Annotated in this window: 26 protein-coding genes and 1 tRNA gene; 17 read left to right on the top strand and 10 right to left on the bottom strand. The window is 69.1% G+C overall.

The window, feature by feature from the left end; all coding sequences use genetic code 11:
• Positions 1 to 47: 47 nt before the first annotated feature.
• Together ACWCOV_RS36430 and ACWCOV_RS36425 are read right to left on the bottom strand one after the other, a co-directional pair.
• Positions 48 to 1,328 carry an alpha/beta hydrolase family protein gene (locus ACWCOV_RS36430; RefSeq protein ID WP_449833922.1) on the bottom strand — a complete coding sequence of 427 codons (1,281 nt, stop codon included), beginning with the start codon at positions 1,326 to 1,328 and terminating at the stop codon, positions 48 to 50.
• Positions 1,329 to 1,465: 137 nt separating this feature from the next.
• The gene (locus ACWCOV_RS36425; protein WP_449833921.1) at positions 1,466 to 2,059 is read right to left on the bottom strand and encodes a hypothetical protein; all 594 of its coding nucleotides are present in this window, start codon (positions 2,057 to 2,059) and stop codon (positions 1,466 to 1,468) included.
• Between the two features lie 174 nt (positions 2,060 to 2,233).
• Between ACWCOV_RS36425 and ACWCOV_RS36420 the strand changes: the two genes are divergently transcribed.
• The 8 genes from ACWCOV_RS36420 to ACWCOV_RS36385 all read left to right on the top strand — a co-directional run bounded on the left by ACWCOV_RS36420 (position 2,234) and on the right by ACWCOV_RS36385 (position 8,684).
• Complete coding sequence (locus ACWCOV_RS36420; RefSeq protein WP_449833920.1) at positions 2,234 to 2,914, top strand: hypothetical protein; 681 nt, start codon at positions 2,234 to 2,236, stop codon at positions 2,912 to 2,914.
• The gene (locus tag ACWCOV_RS36415; RefSeq protein WP_393379689.1) at positions 2,911 to 3,051 is read left to right on the top strand and encodes a hypothetical protein; all 141 of its coding nucleotides are present in this window, start codon (positions 2,911 to 2,913) and stop codon (positions 3,049 to 3,051) included. The genes ACWCOV_RS36420 and ACWCOV_RS36415 overlap by 4 nt, the downstream gene beginning before the upstream one ends.
• Positions 3,048 to 3,527 (top strand): GNAT family N-acetyltransferase, encoded by a 480-nt coding sequence (locus ACWCOV_RS36410; RefSeq protein ID WP_449833919.1) that lies wholly within the window; start codon positions 3,048 to 3,050, stop codon positions 3,525 to 3,527. Before ACWCOV_RS36415 ends, ACWCOV_RS36410 begins: the two co-directional genes overlap by 4 nt.
• A gap of 171 nt (positions 3,528 to 3,698) precedes the next feature.
• On the top strand, positions 3,699 to 4,691 hold the full coding sequence (locus tag ACWCOV_RS36405) for a hydroxyacid dehydrogenase (RefSeq protein WP_449833918.1): 993 nt from the start codon (positions 3,699 to 3,701) through the stop codon (positions 4,689 to 4,691).
• A 58-nt stretch (positions 4,692 to 4,749) separates the two neighbouring features.
• On the top strand, positions 4,750 to 5,634 hold the full coding sequence (locus ACWCOV_RS36400) for an ABC transporter permease (protein ID WP_449833917.1): 885 nt from the start codon (positions 4,750 to 4,752) through the stop codon (positions 5,632 to 5,634).
• 5 nt (positions 5,635 to 5,639) lie between these two features.
• The gene (locus ACWCOV_RS36395) at positions 5,640 to 6,551 is read left to right on the top strand and encodes a carbohydrate ABC transporter permease (RefSeq protein WP_449833932.1); all 912 of its coding nucleotides are present in this window, start codon (positions 5,640 to 5,642) and stop codon (positions 6,549 to 6,551) included.
• 32 nt (positions 6,552 to 6,583) lie between these two features.
• Entirely contained in the window at positions 6,584 to 8,137 is a 1,554-nt protein-coding gene (locus ACWCOV_RS36390; RefSeq protein WP_449833916.1) for an ABC transporter substrate-binding protein, read from the top strand.
• Between the two features lie 10 nt (positions 8,138 to 8,147).
• Positions 8,148 to 8,684 (top strand): LacI family DNA-binding transcriptional regulator, encoded by a 537-nt coding sequence (locus tag ACWCOV_RS36385; protein WP_449833915.1) that lies wholly within the window; start codon positions 8,148 to 8,150, stop codon positions 8,682 to 8,684.
• Here the strand turns inward: ACWCOV_RS36385 and ACWCOV_RS36380 are convergent.
• The 5 genes from ACWCOV_RS36380 to ACWCOV_RS36360 all read right to left on the bottom strand — a co-directional run bounded on the left by ACWCOV_RS36380 (position 8,664) and on the right by ACWCOV_RS36360 (position 12,606).
• Positions 8,664 to 9,752 (bottom strand): LacI family DNA-binding transcriptional regulator, encoded by a 1,089-nt coding sequence (locus ACWCOV_RS36380; RefSeq protein ID WP_449833914.1) that lies wholly within the window; start codon positions 9,750 to 9,752, stop codon positions 8,664 to 8,666. The genes ACWCOV_RS36385 and ACWCOV_RS36380 overlap by 21 nt on opposite strands.
• Positions 9,753 to 9,790: 38 nt before the next feature.
• On the bottom strand, positions 9,791 to 10,816 hold the full coding sequence (locus ACWCOV_RS36375; protein WP_449833913.1) for a LacI family DNA-binding transcriptional regulator: 1,026 nt from the start codon (positions 10,814 to 10,816) through the stop codon (positions 9,791 to 9,793).
• Between the two features lie 267 nt (positions 10,817 to 11,083).
• Positions 11,084 to 11,470: a large conductance mechanosensitive channel protein MscL gene (mscL, locus tag ACWCOV_RS36370; RefSeq protein WP_449833912.1), complete on the bottom strand. Its 387-nt coding sequence runs from the start codon at positions 11,468 to 11,470 to the stop codon at positions 11,084 to 11,086.
• Positions 11,471 to 11,592: 122 nt separating this feature from the next.
• On the bottom strand, positions 11,593 to 12,210 hold the full coding sequence (cpaB, locus tag ACWCOV_RS36365) for a Flp pilus assembly protein CpaB (protein WP_449833911.1): 618 nt from the start codon (positions 12,208 to 12,210) through the stop codon (positions 11,593 to 11,595).
• Positions 12,211 to 12,276: 66 nt separating this feature from the next.
• Complete coding sequence (locus ACWCOV_RS36360) at positions 12,277 to 12,606, bottom strand: FmdB family zinc ribbon protein (RefSeq protein ID WP_449833910.1); 330 nt, start codon at positions 12,604 to 12,606, stop codon at positions 12,277 to 12,279.
• A gap of 187 nt (positions 12,607 to 12,793) precedes the next feature.
• Here ACWCOV_RS36360 and ACWCOV_RS36355 point away from each other — a divergent pair, with 187 nt between their 5' ends.
• Complete coding sequence (locus tag ACWCOV_RS36355) at positions 12,794 to 15,322, top strand: penicillin acylase family protein (RefSeq protein ID WP_449833909.1); 2,529 nt, start codon at positions 12,794 to 12,796, stop codon at positions 15,320 to 15,322.
• Between the two features lie 3 nt (positions 15,323 to 15,325).
• On the opposite strand, the gene ACWCOV_RS36350 is transcribed toward ACWCOV_RS36355, so the two are convergent.
• The 3 genes from ACWCOV_RS36350 to ACWCOV_RS36340 are packed head-to-tail and all read right to left on the bottom strand — an operon-like array spanning position 15,326 to position 17,858.
• On the bottom strand, positions 15,326 to 16,390 hold the full coding sequence (locus ACWCOV_RS36350) for a serine hydrolase domain-containing protein (RefSeq protein WP_449833908.1): 1,065 nt from the start codon (positions 16,388 to 16,390) through the stop codon (positions 15,326 to 15,328).
• Entirely contained in the window at positions 16,390 to 17,298 is a 909-nt protein-coding gene (locus ACWCOV_RS36345) for a phosphotransferase (RefSeq protein ID WP_449833907.1), read from the bottom strand. Before ACWCOV_RS36345 ends, ACWCOV_RS36350 begins: the two co-directional genes overlap by 1 nt.
• Positions 17,295 to 17,858 carry a 5-formyltetrahydrofolate cyclo-ligase gene (locus ACWCOV_RS36340; RefSeq protein ID WP_449833906.1) on the bottom strand — a complete coding sequence of 188 codons (564 nt, stop codon included), beginning with the start codon at positions 17,856 to 17,858 and terminating at the stop codon, positions 17,295 to 17,297. Before ACWCOV_RS36340 ends, ACWCOV_RS36345 begins: the two co-directional genes overlap by 4 nt.
• 65 nt (positions 17,859 to 17,923) lie before the next feature.
• On the opposite strand from ACWCOV_RS36340, the gene ACWCOV_RS36335 reads away from it, so the two are divergent.
• The 8 genes from ACWCOV_RS36335 (at position 17,924) to ACWCOV_RS36300 (ending at position 23,748) form a co-directional block, all read left to right on the top strand.
• The gene (locus ACWCOV_RS36335) at positions 17,924 to 19,312 is read left to right on the top strand and encodes a UTP--glucose-1-phosphate uridylyltransferase (RefSeq protein ID WP_449833905.1); all 1,389 of its coding nucleotides are present in this window, start codon (positions 17,924 to 17,926) and stop codon (positions 19,310 to 19,312) included.
• 21 nt (positions 19,313 to 19,333) lie between these two features.
• On the top strand, positions 19,334 to 19,804 hold the full coding sequence (locus ACWCOV_RS36330; RefSeq protein ID WP_449833904.1) for an N-acetyltransferase family protein: 471 nt from the start codon (positions 19,334 to 19,336) through the stop codon (positions 19,802 to 19,804).
• A gap of 33 nt (positions 19,805 to 19,837) precedes the next feature.
• A complete protein-coding gene (gene glp, locus ACWCOV_RS36325; RefSeq protein WP_449833903.1) occupies positions 19,838 to 21,064 on the top strand; it encodes a molybdotransferase-like divisome protein Glp in 1,227 nt (408 codons plus the stop codon).
• Positions 21,061 to 21,567, top strand: a complete 507-nt coding sequence (gene moaC / locus ACWCOV_RS36320) for a cyclic pyranopterin monophosphate synthase MoaC (RefSeq protein WP_360525459.1) — start codon at positions 21,061 to 21,063, stop codon at positions 21,565 to 21,567. The genes glp and moaC overlap by 4 nt, the downstream gene beginning before the upstream one ends.
• Positions 21,564 to 22,052 (top strand): MogA/MoaB family molybdenum cofactor biosynthesis protein, encoded by a 489-nt coding sequence (locus ACWCOV_RS36315; RefSeq protein ID WP_449833902.1) that lies wholly within the window; start codon positions 21,564 to 21,566, stop codon positions 22,050 to 22,052. The genes moaC and ACWCOV_RS36315 overlap by 4 nt, the downstream gene beginning before the upstream one ends.
• Positions 22,052 to 22,669: a GNAT family N-acetyltransferase gene (locus ACWCOV_RS36310; protein WP_449833901.1), complete on the top strand. Its 618-nt coding sequence runs from the start codon at positions 22,052 to 22,054 to the stop codon at positions 22,667 to 22,669. The genes ACWCOV_RS36315 and ACWCOV_RS36310 overlap by 1 nt, the downstream gene beginning before the upstream one ends.
• A 97-nt stretch (positions 22,670 to 22,766) precedes the next feature.
• On the top strand, positions 22,767 to 23,603 hold the full coding sequence (gene sepX, locus ACWCOV_RS36305; protein ID WP_449833900.1) for a divisome protein SepX/GlpR: 837 nt from the start codon (positions 22,767 to 22,769) through the stop codon (positions 23,601 to 23,603).
• Positions 23,604 to 23,675: 72 nt separating this feature from the next.
• A tRNA-Ala gene (locus ACWCOV_RS36300) sits at positions 23,676 to 23,748 on the top strand.
• Positions 23,749 to 24,058: the final 310 nt, after the last annotated feature.

The raw sequence follows: 24,058 nt of genomic DNA, 5'->3' as shown, positions 1-24,058 counted from the left end.
GCATCGAGTGGCTCAGGGTGCTGCAACCAATCACACACAGTCGAGTCTCAGCCCAGCAAAAACGCCCGGGCCTCCTCCCGCCCACGCGGATCCCGCTGCACGCTGTGCCCACTCCCGGGTACGACGACCAGCCGGGCCGACTGTGCGTGCGCCTGCTCCCACCGCGCCCACTCCACCGGGCAGAACAGGTCGTTGGTGCCGTGCAGGATCAGCGTCCGCGGCAGCAGCTTGTCAGCCGCCGGGTACGTCGACATCCGAGCGGCCGGCCACCGGGAGCACCCGTCGACGATCAGCTGGTTCCGTGCTGTCTCCAGGTCGTACGGATACAACTTCGCCGGATCCAGCTTCGTCAGCCTGGTCTCGACGCCGGCCTTGGTGACGTGCAAGTCGGCGCACAGCGTGGCCAGGTGCAGCCCGGCGGACAGCTCGTCGTACGCGGTGTTCCTGCTGGTGACGGTCTGGACGAACTCCTTCAGTCCCGCGTCGTCGCCGTTGCGGGCGGCGTGGAGCATCGCCGGGATGCCCTTCAGCGACGGGTTGACCGAGTTGAGGCTGGAGATCGACATGCTCTCCAACAGGCTGGTGCCATCGACGGGTCCATTCCGAACCAACCACGCCAGATCGGCCACCGGGTCAGTGGTACACGCAGGATCCTGTCGGCAGGTAGCGCGGAGCACGGAGCCCGTAGCACCCATCAGGTCGATGCTGAACGGGTCGAACCCCTTGTGCGGCACGACCGAGTCCAGCACCAGCGACGCAACCCGGTCCGGATACTTCAGCCCGTACTGCGCCGCCGTGAAGCTCCCGTACGACGTTCCGTCGAGCGTCATCCGCTCGACACCGAGGTGTTCGCGCAGCCGCTCGATGTCCTCGACCGTGTCCGGTGTGCCGTAGTACCCAAGCCCCGGACCGATCCGTCGCGCACAGTCCTCGACAGTCCCCGCGGGCGCAGCCAGGAAGTCCGAACCGCCCACAGCTGCTTGCAGCGAAGGGCAGTTGATGCCAGACGACCCGGTGCCGCGTTGGTCGAACATGACGAGCCTGTACTCGCGCAGCACGTCCGGGTGCAGGTTGGCACGGACCCGCGGTAGCAGGGAGACACCGGGTTGGCCTGGGCCACCGGTGAGCATCAACAGGACACCACGTGGTGCGTCGACGTTGTCGGCTGCGGCCACGGCCAGCTTCAAGGTCTGATCGTCTTTGCCGAGTGGCACGGTCAGCGTCGTACAGGTGAAGCCGCTGATGCAGGGAGCCTTGGGGGACGCCGCCGGCGAGGAGCAAGCCGTGCTGACGAGCAGCAGCACGCACAGCAACCGGAACACTCGCATGCTGCAGCTTGCAACAGCTCGCAACAGATGGCCAGGAGCCGCTACCTGCCTTGCGGGTCAACCCAGGGAGGGGACCCGCAAGGCAGGCGCGGGTTGACCCCGGTCCGGACGGCTTCGGGGGGCGCGTCCGGGCAGGGTCAGCGCAGGCCGAGCGACTTGATCAGCTCGGGTGTCACCTGGCGGGGCGCCGGCAGCTCCCCGGGCTTGCCCTGGCCCTCCAGAGAGGTCGCCACCAGGCGGCGGCAGCCGTAGGCCTCCGCCGTGTAGGAGAGCACGCCGCGGTCGTTGTCGGTGAACCGCAGCACGTACGTCGGGCCGAGCTCCTGCGTGCAGTAGCCCGGCTTCTTGGCGACCGGTTTGGGCGCGTTCACCAGAGCGAACAGGTCCGTGGCCTGCTTGGCGTTGCGCTTCGTGCTGACGGTCGCGTAGTCCTGCCCGGACGCCTTGGCGTCGTACTGGCAGACCGTCACGCTGACCGGGTTGAACAGGGACTTGGCGGCGCCCTTGCCCCAGACGACTTTGTCGGTGGCCGCACGCACTGCCGCGATGGTGTCGGGGCAGTCCATGCTCGGGGTGCCGCTGGGGGTGGGCGACGAAGGGGTGGTCGGGGTATCCGTGGGCTGGGCGGCGGGCGGGGACGTGGCGCTCTCGTCACCGCAGGCGGCGGTGACTCCGAGTACAGCCACGACGAGCGTCGCACCGATCAGGCCCCGTGTCCGTAATGCACTCACGACTCGGTCCTTCCGGGTTGGCAAGGTCACCCATGATGGTCGAAGCGAGTCACGTCGCGCGCCCCAGAAGCATCACGGCGGCGCGTCGTTCCGGTCACGCAGCCGGATCGTGCGGCAACCGAGGCACACCTGTAACGCGCACGCGCTGTTCGGCCCCGATTACGATCTCTTGTCGTGGGGCGGAAGAAGAACGACGAGGCGACGGCGCAGCGTGAGCGGGACGAGTGGCAGCTCGGGATCGACTGGGCGCGCTGGCTGCTGGCCGGCAACACTCCGCAGCCGCTGACCATGTACGGCCTGGTCCTGGAGGCCGGTGAGGTCGCCTACGTCAACACCCCGGCGCACTACGCGCGGCTGTACGGCGGCAGCGGTCGCTACACGCACAACAGCGGGCTGTTCATCGGCAAGCCGGGTGTTGTGCTCGGCATGATGGCGGCCAACGCGGCGATCAACGCGAGCCGGAAGGCCGCGGCCAAACGGGACATGCAGCTGATGTGGCGCGACCTGCAGGAAGTCCCGACCGTGGTCACGAACTACCGGATCCTGTGCATGCTCCCGCAGCGTGGCTGGCTGAGCTTCTACTACACCGCCGTGCAGGAGTTCTACCCCGATCCGGTGAACTGGATGATCACCTTCGGCTTCCAGAACGCGGAGCCGTTGCGCCTGGCCGGCCTCGCGACCCCCACACTGTCCGTGCTGACCGCGTGGTGCGTGCTCGGAAACGACCGCTGGCAAGGCGAACCGGGCATCGCGCCGCTGCTGCAGGCCGCTGCCGGACCGCAGTTGCCGCCGGACGCCGTACCGGGTGAATTGGATACCGGGGAGCCGCGGCGACTCGGTAATCTGGAGCCATGACGAGCCCGTACGAGGACGACGAGCCGCTGCTGCCCGACCAGACCCGCGACGACGACCCTCGGACGTGGGGCGACAACGACTTCGGCAACGACGACGACGAGCGCATCCTGCGCGAGGTCCCGCCGCACCACGAATGAGGCAGCTCCGGGGGGTGCACGAGGGGTACGACGGCCAGGTGGCCGGATGGGCCCGGACACCGCACGAGGTGGGGTTGCTGTGCGGCCGGGAGGAGTACCCGTTTCCCGCCGACGCCGTCACCAGTTGGCGCAAGCTCGAGCCTGACATCCAGGCGTACGTGTACTTCGACGGCGACCAGCCGGTGGGGTACGGCGAGGTATGGCTCGACGACGACGAGGACGAGGTCGAGCTGGCCCGGATCATCGTGGATCCGGAACGACGAGGGCAGGGGATCGGGGCCGAGCTGGTCCGCGCCCTGCTGACGCCCGCGATCGCGGCCGGGCACCCGGACATCTTCCTCCGGGTGCGGCCGGACAACGCGCCGGCGATCCGCACTTATCTGGGTGTGGGTTTCGTGGACGTCTCCCAGCAGGAGATGGACGAGTGGAACGCGGGCCAGCCGCTGGCCTACCGCTGGATGCGGTACGCCGGATAGAAAACGTTCGCTAACCATACGGCGACCCGAGGGGGCTGACAAGCCTCCCTCGACCGCTGCATGCCCGGATCCCCTTGGCCCATGGGTCATTTCTGCCTGTTGACGAGCTGGCGCGTGCCGTCCTAGCGTAGATAGCGCTTTCTATCCCTGATCCTGATCGGAGAACCGCCCGTGACCGATCGCCCGGTGGCGCTGTTCGCCCTCGCCGCGGAGCACTGGCCGCTGCTGTTCCCGCCGCCCGTGCGGGAGCGGCTCGGCGAGCTCGCCGACATCGACACCGGCCTGGTCGTCGACGACTTCGACGATCCGCGGGTGGCCGGCCGGCTGGACGACCTCGAGGTGCTGATCACCGGCTGGGGCTGCCCGCCACTGGACGAGGCGTTTCTGGCCAGAGCGCCGAAGCTCCGGGCGGTGCTGCACGCCGCCGGGAGCGTGAAGGCGCACGTCACCACAGGGGTCTGGGAGCGCGGCATCGTGGTCTCGTCGGCCGCCGCCGCGAACGCGATCCCGGTCGCGGAGTACGCGCTCGGCGCGATCCTGCTGGCCGGCAAGGGCGTCTTCGCGCTCCGGGAGCACTATCGCAGCGGGCGGTCGTTCACGCTCGCCTACATCCATCCCGACGTCGGGAACTACGGCCGCCGGGTCGGCATCATCGGCGCCTCGCGGATCGGGCGGCAGGTGATCGAGCTGCTCCGGCCGTTCGACTTCGAGGTCAGCCTCTACGACCCGTACGCCGACGACGTCGACGTACCGCGGGTGAGCCTGCCGGAGTTGCTGGCGTCCAGCGACATCGTCAGCGTGCACGCGCCGTCGACCGCCGAGACGTACCGGATGATCGACCGGGCCGGACTCGGGTTGCTGCCGGACGGCGCCGTACTGATCAACACCGCTCGTGGCGAGCTGGTCGACACCGAGGCGCTGGTCGACGAGCTGCGCGGTGGGCGGATCTCCGCCGTACTCGACGTCACCGATCCTGAGCCGTTGCTTCCGGGGTCGGCGCTGTTCGACCTGCCCAACGTCTTCGTCACCCCGCACATCGCGGGGTCGCACGGCAACGAGCTGGCCCGGCTGGGCGCGTGCGCGGTGGACGAGCTGGCCCGCCTGGTGGCCGGACGGCCGCTGCTGCACGAAGTCACGCCGGCCGATCTCGAACGGGCGGCCTGAGATGAGTACCCGATCCAGTCGCAGCCGGCGGTGGGTGACCCTGCGGGGCAGCCTATGGGTGGGCACCCTGGCGCTGCCGGCGGTCGCGTTCTTCCTGGTCTTCAGCTACGCGCCGATGGCGGGCCTGGTGGTCGCCTTCAAGGAGTTCGACATCAGCCGCGGCATCTTCGGCAGCCCGTGGAACGGCCTCGACAATTTCCGCTACTTCTTCAGCTCCGGCGACGCCAAGCGGATCCTGGTCAACACCCTGGTGCTGAACACGCTCTTCCTCGCCGCCACCCTTGCGGCCGGCGTCACCCTCGCGATCATGCTGAACGAGATCCGCGGCCGGTACTTCAAGCGGGTCTCCCAGTCGGTGATCTTCTTCCCGTACTTCGTCTCGCCGGTCGTCATCGCGATCATGCTGCAGGTGCTGCTGTCCGGCCCGCAGGGCTCGGGCGGCCTGGTCAACGACGCGTTCACCGGCCTCGGCCTGCCGACGCTGGACTGGTACAGCGAGCCCGGCCCGTGGCCGTGGATCCTCACGGTGGTGAAGGTCTGGCAGCTCGGCGGCTACATGAGCATCATCTTCCTGGCTGCGATCACCTCGATCCCCGAGGAGGTCTACGAGGCCGGCCAGATCGACGGCGCCAGCCGGGCGCAGATGGCGTGGCGGATCACCCTGCCGCTGCTGAAGCCGACCGCCGCGGTACTGCTGGTGCTCGGCGTCGGCCGGATCTTCTACGGCGACTTCGGCACCATCTACGCGATCATCGGCGACAACGGCACCCTCTTCCCGACCACCGACGTGATCGACACCTACGTGTTCCGGTCGCTGCGCCAGATCGGCGACTTCGGCACCACGGCCGCGGTCGGCCTGTTCCAGTCGGTCGTCGGCTTCGTCCTGGTGACGACCGCGGTGCTGGTCCAGCGTCGCTACTCGAAGGAGACGAGCCTGCTGTGACCACGATGACTTCGAGTGTCGCCAAGGTGACGAGTCGCGCCACGACGCGCAAACGCCGTACCCGGCCGGAGCCCTTCACGATCGTCAGCCTGATCGGCGTCGGACTGTTCATGGTGGTATGCGTGGTGCCGTTCTGGATGATCGTGTCCGGGTCGTTCACCGACGAGCAGAAGCTCGCCACCACCGGCTACAGCCTGCTGCCCAAGCCGTTCTCACTGGCGTCGTACGAGATGATCTTCACCGGCCCGACCGTGCTCAGCGCCTACACCGCAAGCGTCTTCATCACGGTCGTCGGTACGGCGCTCGCGCTCGCCTTCACGTCCGGACTCAGCTGGGTGATCGCCCGCCGGCTGCCGTACGTGAGCCGGCCGCTGGCGGTGTTCGCCTACATCCCGATGCTGTTCACCGGCGGCCTGGTCCCGCTCTACCTGCTGGTGACGCAGTACCTCGAGCTGCAGAACACGTACTTCGCGGTCATCCTGCCGTTGCTGATCGCCCCTTTCCTGGTGTTCATCCAGGTCAGCGCGTTCCGCCAGCTGCCCGAGGAGATCATGGAGTCCGCCCGGATCGACGGCGCCGGGGAGATGCAGATCTTCTTCCGGATCGGGCTGCCGCTGTCCAAGCCGATCCTCGCGGTGGTCGGCCTGTTCTACGCCGTGCACTACTGGAACGAGTGGTTCACGGCCCTGCTGTTCATCTCCGAGACGGACAAGTACCCCCTTCCGCTGCTCCTGCAGAACCTCGTCTCGAACGTGTCGTTCTCGCAGATGCTGCCCACGTCGTCGGGGCAGTCCACGCCGGTCTACCAGCTCCGGCTGGCTCTGACGGTCGTCACCATCGGCCCGATCCTGCTCGCCTACCCGTTCGCGCAGCGCTACTTCGTCAAAGGCATCACGTTGGGTGCCACCAAGGGCTGATCCCCAGCCACTCCATCCTTTCAGGAGGCATTGTGCCCGCCACGCAACTCTCCCGGCGCGGTTTTCTGGCCGCGACCGGCGGCCTGTCCATCGGGGCCGTGCTCGGCCTCAGCGGCTGCGGCGACTCGTCCACGTCCGGCTCGTCGTCGTCCGGCGGCGACATTCTGTCGCTCCTGCTGCCCGGCGACGTGCCCAAGGGCTGGGACCCGATCCTGGCCGAGGTGAACAAGAAGCTGAAGAACGACCTCGGGTTCACCATCGCCCCGCAGTTCATCGCCTGGTCGAACTACCAGCAGCAGGCGCTGCTGAAGTTCACCGCCGGCGAGAACTTCGACACCGCGTTGCAGGCGCGCTGGCTGAACATGGTCCAGCTGGTCGGCAGCAAGTCGGTGGTCGCGGTCGACGAGCTGATCGGCAAGTACCCGAACCTGAGCAAGAACCTCGACCCGCAGCTGATCGAGCAGAACAAGTGGTCCGGCAAGCTGTACGGCATCCCGCAGGTCAACTCCGCCGCCCGGCTGCACCACTTCACCATCCGGCAGGACCTGGCCGACAAGCTCGGCCTCGGGAACATCACCACGTTCGACCAGCTGGAGAAGTACTGGTACGACGTGAAGCAGAAGGAGAAGCTGACGCCGATCGGCATCACCTCGAACATGCCCGACCTGCTGATCGCGTTCGCGCCGGTCGGCTGGCTGAACCGGCACGACTGGGAGAACCCGCACGTGAGCGTGCAGTTCTTCAGCGGCGGCTCGTTCCCGTTCTACCTGGCCCAGGACGGCAAGACCACCGGGTCGTCGAACCCGATCCCGTTCTGGGAGGCGCCGGGGGTGATCGACGCGCTCCGGACGATCCGCAAGTACTACCAGGACGGCATCATCAACAAGGACGCGCTGAACGTCGACTCCAACGCGGTCAAGACCCAGTTCGAGTCCGGCCGCATCGCGACCCGGTGGGCGATGACGGACGGGCTGTCGTCGCAGTCGCTGGCGCCGCTGCGCAAGGCGGTCCCGACCGCGCAACTGGCGAACGTCGTACCGCTGCGGGGTGGCAAGAACGCCAAGCCGAACCAGACCTTCCAGGCCGACAACTTCGTGGTGCTGAACGCGAAGGGCCGCAGCAACGAGCGGGCGATGCAGCTCGAGGACTGGGTGTCGATCAAGGAGAACCACGACCTGCTCAGCTACGGCGTCGAGGGCAAGGACTGGAAGCCGGTCGGCACGGACCGGATCGAGCAGCTGTCCGGGTACAGCTTCCCGGGCTACGCGCTGTGCTGGCGGCAGCAGCTGGAGAAGAAGGTCAAGGACATCACGCCGACCGAGAACGAGTGGTTCGACTGGGCCCAGGACTACAAGAACTTCACCGTCGACCCATACTCCTCGTTCGTTCCCGACGTGACGCCGGTGAAGCGTGAGGACAGCCAGATCACCGCGGCGATGACGCAGTACGGCAACCCGCTGTGGATCGGCGCGGTCGACGTCGACAAGGGCCTGGACCAGCTGAAGAAGGCCGTGGCCAAGGCCGGGCTGAGCAAGCTGCAGGCCGAGATGGCCAAGCAGGCCGACGCGTACCTCAAGGGTCAGTAGGACCGGGTCGATGGCCGCGCGATCGAAGCTGGCGGTCGTCGCCCGGGAGGCCGGCGTCTCGGTGTCCACGGTGTCGAAGGTGCTGCGCGCCTACCCGGACGTCGCGCCGGCCACCCGGGCCCGGGTCCGGGACGTCCTGCGGCAGCGTGGGTACTCCGGAGACGTGAGTGCGGCCGGTCATCGGCCGGCCGCACTGGTCGACGTGGTCGTGGCCAGTCCGGCGCCCGCCGGTGCGGTGCTGAACTCCTTCGACTTGGCGGCACGCCGTACCGGTCTGTCGGTCGTGGTGACGACGGTGGTTCCTGATCGGCCGGTGCCGCGGCACTGGCTCGACCAGGTGTCGGCGCGGGGGACTCGTGGGGTGGTCGGGGTGCTGGTGGACTTCACTCAGGCGCAGCTCGGGTACCTGGCGATGCACGACGTACCGCTGGTGCTGATCGCTCCGCCGGGTCGGTCGCCGCGGCACGTGACTACATTTGCTCTGAGCAACGACCTCGGGGAGACGGCGCGTCGGGTGCTGGCCGAGTTAGTCCCTTCTGGAGACTGAGTCGCGAACGACCACGTGGGTCTTCAGGGTGACCTGGAGGCCCGGCCAGTCCTCGCGCTGGTGGTCCTCGTCGGCGGCGACCTTGGCGGCGATCCGGCCGAGCTCCTCGTACGGGACATGGACCGACGTCATCCTCGGACGGAGATCCTGGGCCAGCTCGATGTCGTCGTACCCGACGATCGACATGTCGTCGGGCACGCGCAGGCCGGCCTCGGTGACCGCGGCGTAGACGCCGGCGGCCATCACGTCGGTCGCCGCGAACACGGCCGTGAAGTCGCGGCTCCCGGTCAGCCGCTTCTTGGTGAGATGGTAGCCGGCGGCGCGGGTGAAGACGCCGTGCTCGACCAGCCCGGGATCGAACTCCACGCCGAAGGTTTTCAGGGCACGGCGGTAGCCGTCGAGGCGGCCCATGCTCGTGGTGTGCCGTTCCTCGCCGCCCAGGAACAGGATGCGCTGATGTCCTTGCGCGAGCACGTGGCTGGTGATCGCGTAGGCGCCCTCCTCGTTGTCATAGCCGATGACTGCGGCAGGGACTCCTTTGGCGAGAGGCGGGCGGCCGCAGAGCACGAGCAGCGAGCCCGCGGAACGGAGCGAGTAGGCGAGCTCGGTCATCTGCTCGTCGTAGTCGTCGGCGTCCGCGACTCCACCGATCAGCACGACCGCGCCGGCGCGTTGCTCCCGCATCAGGCGGACGATCGCGAGCTCGCGGTCGCGATCGCCCTGGGTGGTGCCGATCAGGCACAGCCAGCCGAGTCGGGCGGCCTCCTGCTCGACACCATGCGCAGCCTCGGCGAACGACGGTCCGCGGACGTCGGCCAGTACGAAAGCGATCGTCTTGGTCTGGACGCCGGCCAGCGCTCGCGCGTGGGTGTTGGCGACGTAGTTGAGCTCGCGAATCGAGCGCAGGACGCGCTGGCGGGCCGAGCGGGAGACCGGGTAGTTGCCGGCCAGGACGCGGGAGACGGTCGCGGGTGAGACGCCGGCGTGGGTCGCGACATCGCCGAGCGTCGCTGCGGCCTTCCGGCGCGACGATCCGCCGTCGTCGGCTGTCCGCGGGGTGCGTGCCATCGAGGTCCCCTCCTGAATCGGCGGGCCGAGTCTACGTTCTACTGATGCGGCGCCGGACCGGTCGAGTCGCGGATGACGAGATGCGTGCCGAGGACAACGTGCTGGTCCAGCGCGTATTGGTCGCGGTGCAGGGCGAGCCGGATCGCGGTCCGGCCGAGCTCCTCATGGGGGAGGTGGACCGTGCTGAGGCCCGGCGTCAGGTCGGCTGCCAGCGGGATGTCGTCGTACCCGATCACCGAGATGTCCTCGGGGACGCGGCGGCCCGCCTCACGCAGCGCGAGCAGGACGCCGCTGGCGACGACGTCGGTGATCGCGAAGACCGCGGTGAACGGGATGCCTTGGTCGATGAGTGCCTTGGTGTGCTGGTATCCGGACTCGCGGTCGTACTCACCGGGCAGGACGCGCTCCGGTGCGACCTCGAGCCCGTGCGCCTTGTGTGCCCGGGTGTAGCCGTCGAAGCGCGCCTTCGTGGTGGTGTGCTCGGGTACGCCGGCGCCGATGATGGCGATCTGGCGATGGCCGAGTGAGATCAGGTAGCTCGTGGCTGCGAACGCGCCGCCCTCGTTGTCGTACTCCACCACGGTCGACGGCACGTCCCCGCCGATCGGTGGGCGGCCGCACAGCACCAGCCTCGAGCCGGCCCGGTCGAGGGCCTTCGCGAGCTGCGCCATCCGCTCGAGGTTGGACGCCGTACGGACCCCACCACCGACCAGTACGACGGCCTCGGCCTGCTGCTCGCGCATCAGCTCGATCAGCTCGAGCTCGCGGTCCGGATCACCGTTGTGGGTGCAGACCAGGCAGAGTCGTCCCTCGGCCGTCGTCTGCTGCTCGACGCCCTGGCCGATGTAGGCGAACAACGGGCCGACCAGGTCGCGGATGATGAACGCGACCGTGCGCGGACCGCCGCCGACGAGGGCGCGGGCCTGTGCGTTCGCGACGTAGTCGAGCTGCTGGACCGCACGCATCACTCGGCCGCGGGTGGTGGCGGCGACCGGGTAGTTGCCGGCGAGCACCCGGGAGACGGTCGTGGCGGAGACGCCGGCGATCGCCGCAACGTCCTTCACCGTGGGGCGATCCCCTGACGACAGTCTGGCCACCGGCTCCGCCCTTCAGAAAGCGCTCACCGAAATTGTGCCACGACGGACTGCGCAAGGCTGCATCACGAGCTGCCGGGGATCAGCTCACATCTCATTGTTTGTTGGCGGATTGCTGCTCCGATGTGGTCTGGCGCAAAGCCGCGAGCCTGTGGAAAACGTTGACCTGTGGGGAGCGGGTGAGCGATGTGGCGAGCTCAGGGGCTGAGGTTGGGTTGCCACCCGCTCCCGACGCGGTCAGGGGCGGCGGGCGAGGTGGTCGCGGATCTCGGTGAGGAGTTGCTGGTCGGTGGTCATCGGGTCGGGCTCGGGCTCGATGCCGCGGGCGCGGCGCTCGGCGAGCTTGTTCAGCGGCAGCACGATCACGAAGTAGATAGCGGCCGCGACGAACAGGAAGTTGAGCACCGCCTGCAGGATCGCGCCGATCGAGAATTCCGCGTTGTTGATGGTGAACGTCATTGCGTGGCTGAGGTCCGGCTTGCCGAAGATCGCCGCGACGAGCGGGTTGATCAGGTTGTTCACGGTCGCGGTGATGACCTGGCCGAACGCGGCGCCGATGACGACGGCGACCGCGAGGTCGACGACGTTGCCGCGCATGATGAATTCCTTGAAGCCCTTGAGCATGTGGGTATGCCTCCACGGAGCGGGTGATGTTCCCGGTCAACGTAGGGCCCACCGCCCAGCCCATGCGACGGAGCACGCCGGAAGGCAACGGATCGTGGCCAGTTGTGTCCGATAAGTGATCGTCAGCCGGTGTCCGGCGTCAGGGCGACGGTGAGTTTGGACTTCGTGCCGGCTTGGGCGAGGCGAGTGGCGGTGTCTGGGGTGGTCGCGACCACGATCAGCGCGCCGGTCGTCGTCGTACGCGGGGTTGGGAGGGCGACCACGCGGACGGCGCGGGCGAGGAGGTTTGCGGAGTCGGCCTGGGTGCTGGTGGCGGCGTACAGGTTGATGTGATCGCCGACGCGGAGCAGGGCACTGATGTCGGCGTCGTCGATCCGGAACGGGTAGGCGAGCTCGCCCTTGGGGACGGCGACCGGGGCCAGGAAGCGGGCGTCGGTGAGTGGCTCGCCGGCTCTGACCGGGCTGGTGAGCACGCGGGCAGTCAGGTCGGCGCCGGGTTCGAGGGCGCCGTCGGGCACGGCCGCGGGTGGGAGGTCGACGGTGCGGAGATCCGAGCCGGTGGGCACGGCTCCGCCCGCGAGGTCGCGCGCCGCGGCCAGCACGGCGACGGTCGGCGGGGGTGGAGGGGAGAGGGCGGTGAGGCCGAAGTACACAGCTGCCGCGGCGGCCACACCGGCCAGCAGCCGGCGGTGCCACCTGACGGCATGGAACAGTTCACGAAGTGCGAAGGGGTTTCTCATGCCAGAGAAGGTACGAGTTTTCCCTCACCCCACTTGGTGGTTATCCACAGGGGCACCGGCCAGAGGTCAGGCGGCGCTGGTGCTGGTGCTCGAGGACGACGACGAGGTGCTGGACGACGACTTCGAGGAGTCCGTCGACGACGAGCTGCTCGTCGACGAGGAGTCGGACTTCGCGGACGAGGCCGAGTCGGACTTCGCCGAGACCGTGCTCTTGCCGGAGTTGCGGCTGTCGGTGCGGTAGAAGCCGGAGCCCTTGAAGACGACGCCGACGGCGTTGAAGACCTTGCGCAGGGTGCCCTGGCAGGCGGGGCAGACGGTCAGCGCGTCGTCCGTGAAGCTCTGCCGCACCTCGAGCGCCTCACCACAGTCGGTGCACTGGTACTGGTACGTCGGCACGGTTCGTTCCCTTCAGGCCGTTGGCACTCCTACTACTCGACTGCTAATAATGCTCCAGCACCCCGAACTATTCCAAGTCGGGCGCGTGTTACCTCAACTCTGCGTGGATGTCCACCGGACGCAGAGCAACGCAAAGTTGTGCGGCACCCCATTTGGGGCGGGCGGCGGGATTCTCTACGGTTGGTCCGTGCGTCGCCTGCTACGAGTCGTCATCATGAGCGGAATCGCCCTCGCCACCGTCCTGTTGGTGATCGCCGGTACCGTCGTCTTCGTCGTCCGCCATTCGTTCCCCACGTACGACGGATCGATCGAGCTGACCGGCCTCGAGGGCGACGTGGAGGTGGTCCGGGACGCCAACGGCATTCCACAGATCTACGCCGACACCCCGAGTGACCTGTTCGCCGCGCAGGGTTACGTGGCCGCGCAGGACCGGTTCTTCGAGATGGACTTCCGCCGGCACGTCACCGCCGGCCGGTTGTCCGAGCTGTTCGGGAAGGACGCGCTGGAGACCGACAAGTTCGTCCGCACCCTCGGCTGGCGCCGGGTCGCGGAGAAGGAGCTCGGCCTGCTCACCCCGTCCACCCGGCAGTACCTGGACGACTACGCCCGCGGCGTGAACGCGTACCTGGACACCCACAGCGGCTCGGGCCTCAGCCTCGAGTACGCCGTCCTGTCGCTCAAAGGCACCGACTACCGGCCGGAGCCGTGGACCGCGGCCGACTCGCTGGCCTGGCTGAAGGCGATGGCGTGGGACCTCGGCGGCAACATGGACGAGGAGATCACCCGGACGAAGCTGCTCGCCTCGTTCCCCTCGCGCAACATCGAGAGCCTCTACCCGCCGTATCCGTACGACCGGAACGAGCCGATCATGGCCTCCGGCTCGGTCCGGGACGGCAAGTTCAGCACCGCGCCGATCGCCTCCGAGGCGCGCCGCGGGATGCTGACCAAGGACCTGCTGCAGTCGCTGGACTCGGTCGACAAGGTCGCGAAGGGCCTCCCGCAGCTGCTCGGCCGCGGTGACGGCATCGGCTCGAACTCGTGGGTCGTGTCCGGCGACCACACCACCACCGGCAAGCCGCTGCTCGCCAACGACCCGCACCTCGGCGCGACCATGCCGGGCATCTGGACCCAGGTCGGCCTGCATTGCAACAACGTCGGCAAGGCCTGCCCGTACGACGTCTCCGGCTTCAGCTTCTCCGGGTTGCCCGGGGTGGTGATCGGCCACAACAACGCGATCTCCTGGGGTTTCACCAACCTGGACCCGGACGTCACGGACCTCTACCTCGAGCGGATCGACGGCAACAACGTCCTCTACAACAACAAGTGGCGGGCGATGGCGACCCGCGAGGAGACGTTCAAGGTCGCCGGCCAGGACGAGCCGGTGAAGATCACCGTCCGCGAGACCAGGCACGGTCCGCTCATCTCCGACGTCGGCGACGACCAGCGCGAGACCGGTGAGCTGGCCGCGAAACAGGGCAAGTACGCCACGCCGTACGGCGTCGCCATCCAGTGGACCGCGCTGAACCCGGGCCGCACCGCGGACGCGCTGTTCGCGATCAACCGCGCGCAGAACTGGACCCAGTTCCGGGCCGCCGCGCAGCTGTTCCAGGTGCCCTCGCAGAACCTCGTGTACGCCGACACCGAAGGCCACATCGGCTACCAGGCGCCCGGCCTGATCCCGATCCGCAAGACCGGCCGCGGCGACTGGCCGGTGCCGGGCTGGGACCCCAAGTACCACTGGACCGGGTACATCCCGTTCGACGCGTTACCCAACGAGTTCGATCCCGCGGACGGGATCATCGTGACCGCGAACCAGGCAGTGGTGCCGCGGACGTACACCTACTACCTGACCAACGACTGGGACTACGGGTACCGCTCGCAGCAGATCCTGGACCGGATCAAGACCGCCGGGAAGCTGGACGCGAACGCGATGGCGTCGATCCAGCTGGACACCAAGAACCGGGCCGCCGAGATGCTGGTGCCGTACCTGCTGCAGATCGGCATCGACGACGAGTTCGAGCGCCAGGGCCAGGACACGCTGCGGAACTGGGACTTCACCCAGCCGGCCGACTCCGCGGCGGCGGCGTACTTCAACGTGGTCTGGCGCAACCTGCTCGCGCTGACCTTCCACGACCAGCTCCCCGAAGCCACCTGGCCGGACGGCGGGTCGCGCTGGTTCGAGGTGATCCGGACGCTGCTCGCGCAGCCGAACAGCGGCTGGTGGGACGACCTGCGGACCGGGCAGCACGAGAGCCGGGACGACATCCTGCGTGAGGCGATGATCGACGCGCGGCAGGAGATCACCCAGAAGATGGCGCGCGACCCGGCCAACTGGAAGTGGGGTCAGCTGCACAAGCTCACGCTGACCAACCAGACGCTCGGCAAGTCCGGCATCGGTGTGGTGGACAAGCTGTTCAACCGCGGTCCGTACGAGCTCGGCGGCGGCTCCTCGATCGTCAACGCGACCGCGTGGGACGCGTCGAAGGGGTACGGCGTGACCGCGACGCCGTCGATGCGGATGGTCGTGGACCTGTCCGACTTCGACAAGTCCCGGTGGATCAACCTGACCGGTGTGTCCGGGCATGCGTTCTCGTCGAACTACACCGACCAGACGGACCTGTGGGTGCGCGGTGAGACGCTGCCGTGGGCCTACACCAAGGGCGCGGTCGAGGCGGCCCGCGAGCACACCGTCACCTTCACCAAGCCGGAGCCGTAGCAGTCACCAGGCCGGGGAGTTGGCCTCCGCGAACAGCTCCTCCGGCCAGGTCCACAGCGCCCGCTGGGTCAGCAGGATCGAGATTGTCTGGTCGGCCGGCGTGGTCGACCAGAGCGTGCCCAGTCCACCGGCCCAGCCGTAGCGATCGGCGCTGACCGAGAGCCCGTAGCCCCACCCGGTGTCCGGGCCGAGGAAGTCGGCGGCCGCCGTACGCTGGCCGGCCGTCAGGTGGTCCGTCGTCATCTCCGCGACCGCGGCCGACGACAGGATGCCGTCGCCGCCCGTCAGTAGCATCCGGGCGAACGCGTGGAAGTCGTCCGCCGTCGAGATCAACCCACCACTCGCGTCGGGGAACGACGGCGGCTGCAGCCACTGGCTGTCCGCCGCGGGGTCGAGCAGGTCATCACCGACGTACGCCGTGGTCAGCCGCGCGGGGTCGGAGGCGGTGAACCCGGTGTCCCGCATCACGAGCGGCTCGAACAACCGCTCCCGCAGGAAGCCCTCCAGCGGCTGCTCTGTGGCACGTGCGATGAGTACGCCGAGCAGGTGTGAGCTGGTCGAGTACATCCAGCGCCGACCGGGCTGGTACTGCAGCGGCAGTGTCGCGAACCGTCGCATCCACTCGTCCGGATCGAGCGGAGTCCGTGGCACCGGCGGGCCGAACGTCCGCAGCTCCAGCTCTTCCTCCCGCTGCCGGATCCCTGCGTGGTCCGTCTCGCCCAGCCCCGCCCGGAAGGTCAACAGGTCCCGAAGCGTGATCGGCCGCTCCAAGGGGACAACGTCGTCGACCGGCCCGTCCGGACTGCGCAGCACGCGGGTCCCGGACAGCTCAGGCAGCAGGGTGTCGACCGGTGCGTCCATGGACAGCCGGAGCTCGTCGACGAGGATCATCGCGGCCGCGGCGATGATCGGCTTGGTGAACGAGGCGACCCGGAACAGGCTGTCCCGTTGCATCGGCGGACCGTCGAAGGCCATGGCGCCCAGTACCTCGACGCGCGTCTCACCGGCCCGGCTCACCAGCGAGACCAGTCCGGGGAGGTCGCCGTTGTCGACGTACTCGCTCAGCATCAGCCCAGTCCACCAGCGAACGGGGTGTCCCGCCACTGCCCGACGAACATCCGGATCCCGTCCGCAAGCGACGGCAGCAGCGGGACCATCGACGTGCACGCGATGAGCTGCAGCACCCGTGCCGTGTCCATGACCTGCTGGACCCGTTCGTCCAGCAACGGGCGCTCCAGCGCAGCCGCAGCCTCGTTGTAGACCTTCCCGAGGTCCGGACCGAACCCGGCCAGGTCCCACTCGATCGGGCCGAGCGTGGTGTCCTCGAAGTCCGACCACAGCACGCCGTCCGCGGTGGGGATCACGTTGTACGACGGCGCGTCGCCGTGGATCGTCTGGATCGTCGCCGACGGGAAGACCTCCTCGAAGGCGCTCCGACTGGTCAGGAGCGGCCCCAGCACTTCCCACTCGGCCCGCGCCCGGTCCAGGTCCTCCTGCTCGAGCAGACCCGGCACAGCCTCAAGCGCAGCGAGCGCCGGCGGCACGGCGAGCAGCGGCGTCATCCACGGCAGTTCCTGCGGGTAGTCCGCGAGTACGGCGTGCAGCTCGGCGGCCCGCGCGGTCCCGGTGACATAGTCGGGCTCCACGGACTTGTCCTGCTCCACGAACTGCCAGAACGTCATCGAGAAGCCGTCCTGCGGCACCGGTGCCAGCGGTACGAGCGGGCTCGGCGCAACGACCGGCTTGCCCTGCGCTACCAGCCACGCCGCCACGTCTAGCTCACGCTGCATCCGCCGTACAGCGACCTCCGGCTGCATCAGCGGTTCCGGCAGGGCCATTGGGACCCGCGCGACCACCGGTGCCGGCTTGAGGTGGACGACCACGGAGAACGCGTCGTACAGGACGGTCGGGTCCTCGACGGTCAGGCCCAGGCCCCGTGCGGCCGTTGTGGCAGCTTGTACGGCGTTCTCAGTCATCCTTTCGATCTTCTCAGCGCAATCAACCGATTTGGCGTCAGCGCTGCGTGCACCGGGTGGTCGTGGGTGTCGGCCGGAAGCTCTTCGACGACCTCTGCGTCGTACACCGCGGCCCAGATCGGCGTACCAGGGCTGACGCGGGCAAGTGCACGGTCGTACGACCCGCCGCCGCGGCCCAGGCGGACACCGTCGCGGGCGACCGCGACCGCTGGGCAGATGACCAGGTCGGCCGTGGCGATGGCGTCCGGGCCCAGGTCGACGGGCGGCTCGGACAGGCCGAGTCGGCCGGGGACGAGGTCGGCGGCGCCTGGTGCGACCCCCCAGCCGAGGTCGTTGTCGGCGTACAGGATCGGCAGCAGCACCTCACGGTCAGTAGCCAGCAGCCAGTCGATCAGCGCCCCGGTCTGCGGCTCCGGACCCATCGACACGTACAGCGCGATCCGCCGCGCCGCCTGCACCTCAGGCTGCGCTCGAGCGATCTCCAGCAGGTCACCGGTGTGCGGCCGAGCCCGGCGAGCGCTGAGCAGGTGCTGACGTGCTGCGGCCTTGGACGGGAACACTCCCTGATCGTAAGCACGTGACGCGGATAACACGGTGATTACCCGGCGTCCCCTAGGGTTGGGACATGAGTGAGGCAGGTCTACGACAAGCGCAGGACAAGATGCGCGCGGCCGGCGCTGCCGAGGTCGCGATCCGGGTCTTCACGCACTACTACCGGCTGCTCGAGTCGGGTCAGCAGGGCAAGATCCGCGAGGACGACATCGAGCCGGTGGGGGACCTGCCGCAGCTGGACCACCTCGACGCCGACCCGGCGGCGATGCGGGCCGCGCTGGCCGAGACCGCGGTGATCAAGCTCAACGGCGGCCTCGGCACGTCGATGGGCGTGACCGGGCCGAAGTCGGCGCTGCCGGTCAAGGACGGGCTGAGCTTCCTCGACATCATCGCCCGCCAGATCCTCAGCACCCGCGCGGAGTACGACGTGCCGCTGCCGCTGGTGCTGATGAACTCCTTCCGGACCAAGGAGGAGTCGCTGCAGATCCTGAGCGAGTACGACGGCCTGGCGGTCGACGGCCTCCCGCTCGACTTCCTGCAGAACATGGAGCCCAAGCTGCTCGCGGACGACCTGACGCCGGCCGAATGGCCGCCGGACCCGGAGCTGGCCTGGTGCCCGCCCGGCCACGGCGACCTGTTCACCGCGTTGGTTGCCTCCGGCACCCTGGACGCGCTGCGCGAGCGCGGCTTCCGGCACGCGTTCGTCTCGAACGCCGACAACCTCGGCGCCACCCCGGACGCGCGGATCGCGGCCTGGATGGCCGAGCACGACGTGCCGTTCGGGATGGAGGTCTGCCGGCGGACCCGGTCGGACCGCAAGGGCGGGCACGTCGCGGTGCGCAAGTCCGACGGCCGGCTGATCCTGCGGGACAGTGCGCAGGTCGCCGACGAGGACGGCAAGCACTTCCAGGACATCACCCGGCACAAGACGTTCAACACCAACAACCTGTGGATCGACCTGGACCGGCTGGCCGAGCTGATGGCCGGGCACGACGGGATCCTCGGGCTGCCGATCATCGTGAACCGCAAGACCGTCGACCCGGCCGATCCGTCGTCGCCGAAGGTGATCCAGCTGGAGACCGGGATGGGCACCGCGATCGAGACCTTCGAGGGCTCCCAGGCGGTGCTGGTGGACCGCAGCCGGTTCAAGCCGGTGAAGACCACGAACGACCTGCTGGTGCTGCGGTCCGACGTGTACGAGCTGACCGAGGCCGGCGACCTGACCACGACCCACGAGGGCGACGAGCCGTACGTCGACCTGGACCCGGAGTTCTTCAAGATCCTGGCCGACTTCGAGGCCCGGTTCCCGGCCGGGCCGCCGTCGCTGGTCCGGGCCGACCGGCTCGAGGTGCGCGGCGACGTTGCCTTCGGCAAAGATGTGACGGTGGTCGGTGACGTCGAGATCGCCGCGGCGGAGGGTGAGCGCCGGGAGATCCCGGACGGCGCCGAGCTCGGCGGCTGACGTTCGTACCTGGGGGAGCGTGTGGACGACCTGCTGATCCGGCCGCTGGAGCCGTACGACACCGACGAGGCGGCCCGGCTGTGGTGGCGCTCGCGGCACGCCGACCCGGAGCAGCTGCCGGCGGCGATCCACAGCCTCGACCAGGTGACCACCTGGTTCGCCGACGTACTGCTGCCCGACGCCCAGACCTGGGTCGCGCTCGACGACGGCCGGATCGTCGCCGTGCTCACCCTGGACGGTGACGACCTCGACCAGCTGTACGTCGACCCGGACGCGCACGGCCTCGGCATCGGCTCCACGCTGGTCGACCTCGCCAAGGACCTCCGGCCCGGCGGTCTGGCGCTGTGGACCTTCCAGTCCAACCTCCGGGCCCGGTCCTTCTACCAGGCGCACGGCTTCACCGAGGTACGCCGTACCGACGGCTCCGCGAACGAGGAACGGGCGCCGGACATCCGGATGACCTGGGGGAACCACCCCGAATCCACCGGCTGAGCTCCGGCGGCCCGCTTGGATTAGGGTCGGGGCGTGAGACGGAGTGTGGATGAACACCTGGAAGTGGTGCTGGGGAGGGTCCGGGCGCTGCCCGCGTTCGAGCAGCCGTTGATGGAGGCTGTCGGGCTGGTGCTCTGCGAGGACGTCGTCTCGGGGGTGAGCCTGCCGGGGTTCGACAACTCCGCGATGGACGGGTACGCCGTCCAGGCCGCCGACCTGGCCGGGGCGTCCCAGGACAACCCGGTCACGCTGCCCGTGGTCGGTGAGATCGCGGCCGGCCGGGTCGAGCCGATCGTGGTGACGCCCAGGACGTGCGTGCGGATCATGACCGGCGCACCGATGCCACGTGGCGCGGACAGCGTCGTACCGGTCGAGTGGACCGACGGCGGCACGGCGAACGTGCGCATCGCTCAGCAGCCCGCGCTGGGCGCGTCGGTGCGGCGAGCCGGTGAGGACGTGCAGGCGGGGGAGAAGGTCCTGGACGCTGACACCGTGATCGGGCCGCGTCAGGTCGCCGTACTGGCTGCTGTCGGCCGGGCCCGGGTGAAGGCGCGGCCGCGCCCCCGGGTTGTGGTGGTGTCGACCGGAGCCGAGCTGCGCGAGCCGGGCAGCAGGCTGCACGAGGGGCAGATCTACGACTCGAACAGCTACACGCTGGCCGCCGCGGCACGGGAGGCCGGAGCGGTGGTGTACCGCGTCGGCATCGTCGGCGACGACCCGAAGCGCATCATGGACACCCTGTCCGACCAACTCGTCCGCGCCGACCTGGTGATCACCACCGGTGGGGTCAGCATGGGCGCGTACGACGTTGTCAAGGAGGTCCTCACCAAGACCGGCACAGTCGACTTCCCGCAGGTCGCGATGCAGCCGGGGAAGCCGCAGGGCTTCGGTGTCCTCGGTGAGGAGGAGGTGCCGATCTTCACGCTGCCTGGGAACCCGGTGTCGGCGTACGTGTCCTTCGAGGTGTTCGTCCGGCCCGCGCTGCGGAAGCTGATGGGTCAGATGCCGTACCGCCGGCAGCCCGTCCACGGCGTCTCGCTGGACAGCTTCAACTCACCGGGCGGGAAGCGTCAGTTCGTCCGCGCTGCGGCCACGTCCGGCGACGAGGGCTGGATGGCCAGTACAGTCGGCGGGCACGGCTCACACCTGCTCGGCGGGCTGAGCCGCTCGAACGCGCTGATCGTGGTGCCCGAGGACGTGACGTCGGTCCGGGCCGGCGACCAGGTGGAGCTCATGCTGCTGGACGAGGAGACGGGATGACGGACCCCGGGCGCGAGACCGGTACGACGCCTGCCACCGGACTGACCCACGTCGACGAGACCGGGGCCGCGCGGATGGTCGACGTCTCGGCCAAGTCGGCGGGCAGCCGGCGGGCCGTTGCCAGCGGCAAGGTTTACGTCTCGGCCGAGGTGGTGACCGCGCTGCGCGGTGAGGGCGTGCCCAAGGGGGACGCGCTCGGCGTCGCCCGGATCGCCGGGATCATGGGCGCCAAGCGCACCCCGGACCTGGTGCCGCTCTGCCACCCGATCGCGATCACCGGGGCGAAGGTCGACCTCGAGGTGGCCGACGACGCCGTACTGATCACCGCTGCGGTGAAGACGACGGACCGGACCGGTGTCGAGATGGAGGCGCTGACCGCGGTCGCGGTCGCCGGGCTGGCGGTGATCGACATGGTGAAGGCGATCGACCCGGCCGCGGTGCTGTCCGACGTCCGCGTCGAGCTGAAAGAAGGCGGTAAGACCGGGCACTGGGAGCGGCCGTGAGGGCTCTGGTCGTCAGCGTGTCCAACCGGGCCGCTGCCGGTGTCTACACCGACACCACGGGTCCGCTGATCGCCGCCCGGCTGGCCGAGTGGGGCTTCGAGGTCTCCGGTCCTGACGTGGTGCCCGATGGTGCGCCGGTCGGTGATGCGCTGCGCGCCGGCGTCTCGGCGTCGTACGACGTGATCCTCACGACCGGTGGTACCGGGATCTCGCCGACCGACGCGACGCCCGAGGAAACGGCGGCCGTTCTGGACCGGGTCATCCCTGGGATCGCCGAGTCGATTCGTGCTTATGGCATGGCGAACGGCGTACCGACCGCTGCTCTGTCCCGCGGCCTCGCCGGCGTCGCGGGTACGACGATCATCGTGAACCTGCCCGGGTCGCGCGGCGGGGTGAAGGACGGGCTGACCGTGCTGGAGCCGCTGCTGCGGCACGCCGTCGACCAGGTCCGCGGCGGCGACCACGTCAGGACGGACACCGACTGATGGCCATCGTCCACTGGCCCGTCGAGCTCCGGCACGGGCAGGTCGGGCTCCGGCCGTTGCGTGCGGGCGACGGCGCCGAGTGGGCGGCCGCACGCCAGCGCAACGTCAGTTGGCTGCGGCCATGGGACGCCACCCAGCCACCAGGTGCGGAGGACGGCGCACGCACATTCCGCGCGATGGCACGCGACTGGAACCGGCAGGCCCGCTACGGACGCATGCTGCCGTTCGTCATCACGTACGGCGGCGCAGCCGGGGCCGGTGCACGAGCGAAGTGGCCGCTGGTCGGGCAGCTCACCGTGTCCGGAATCACCTACGGCTCAGCGCGTTGGGCGAACCTCGGCTACTGGGTCGACGAGCAGTACGCCGGCCGCGGCATCGTGCCGACCGCGGTCGCGATGGCCGCGGACCACTGCTGGTTCACCCTCGGCCTGCACAGGATCGAGGTGGCGATCCGCCCCGAGAACAAGGCGAGTCTGCGGGTGGTGGAGAAGCTCGGCTTCCGGTACGAGGGCGAGCGGCCGCGGTTCCTGCACATCGACGGCGACTGGCGCGACCACCGCATCTTCGCCCTCAACGTCGAGGAGGTCGGACCCGGTCTCGTAGCGCGACTGCCTTGACTACGCTGCGTGCTGTTCACACCAGTCACACGAGTTCTCTTGCGACACACCGGCGGACCTGCCTCATCTGGCCCTCGCTGGGTCTTAGCGTCGTCGCATGGGGACGACAGGACTGATCTATGTGGCGATCGTCGCCGCGTGGGCCGCCTACCTCGTCCCGATGATGCTGAAGCGTGGAGACGAGGCCAGGCGCCGGCCGGTGTCATCGGCCGCGGACGCACGGGTGCTTTCCCGCGACCCGTCGCGGCCGCGGTACGTCGTACGCCCGGCCGGTGCGGGCGCTGGCACCGGAGCCGTTTCGGGCGCCACTTCCGGCGCGGCTTCGGGCGCTGTTGACGAGGACCTGCCGCCGCCGGTTCGGCACCGTTACGTCCCGAACCGCGCCCGCCGGGTGGCCGCCATGCGCCGCCGGCGGGTCCTGTCGATCCTGACCCTCTCGCTGTTGTCGGTGACCGCGCTGGCCGGCCTGGAGATCCTGCTGTGGTGGACGGTGGCGATCCCGGGCGCGCTGATCGTCGCGTTCGTCGTACTCACCCGGGTGCAGCTGCGGCGGCAGGTGCGCGAACGTGCCCTCCGCGCCGCGGAGCGTCGGGCCCGCGCCCAGGCCCGCCACGACCGCGGTCCGGCCGGCAAGCCCGCGCCGTCCCCCGACGAGGAGATGACCATCGAGGTCAAGCTCCCCGCTGCGGCGCCCGCGCCCGCCGAGAAGCCCGCCGCGTCCGAGGGGCTGTGGGACCCGGTGCCCGTCACGCTGCCGACGTACGTCATGAAGGAGAAGGCCCCCGACCGCACGGTCCGCACCATCTCCCTCACCGACGACGAGGTCTTCTCCAGCGCCCGTACGACGGACCCCGCCGAGACCCCACCCGTCGTCGAATCCCCGCCCGCCGCCGCCGCGGACGAGCCGGAGATCAGGCGTGCCGTCGGCGACTGATATCCGGTTTTAGACTGGAAGCATCTCCGTGTTAGAGTTTCGCGGTCGCCAGGGAAACCTGGCACACCGCTCGGGGCTGTGGCGCAGTTGGTAGCGCGCTTCGTTCGCAACGAAGAGGCCAGGGGTTCGAATCCCCTCAGCTCCACCCAAGAAGGCCGGTCCGTCGGACCGGCCTTTGTCGTTCCCACGCGGGTCTTCCCCACGCGCCGCTACGCACGCCGCTCCCACCCACCCGGTTGCGCGCGGCTTATCCCCGCTCAGATGCGCGGCTTGTCGCCGCTCAGATGCGCGGCTGCCGCCGCTCCTTCGACCGCCACCGTGGTCGGGGCGGACCCTGGTCCCCGCCCCGCAGCCGCTACACTCACTCCTCCGTCGCGAACTCGCGGCTTGCTGCAACCACCTCGCGGGCTCTGCTCACGCCGATTGCCTTGGTCGCGTGCCAGAGGGAGTGCGGC

The organism is Kribbella sp. NPDC002412 (assembly GCF_053592935.1).
The sequence above is the reverse complement of the archived record's forward strand: the minus strand, read 5'-3'. Positions and strand labels throughout refer to the sequence as shown.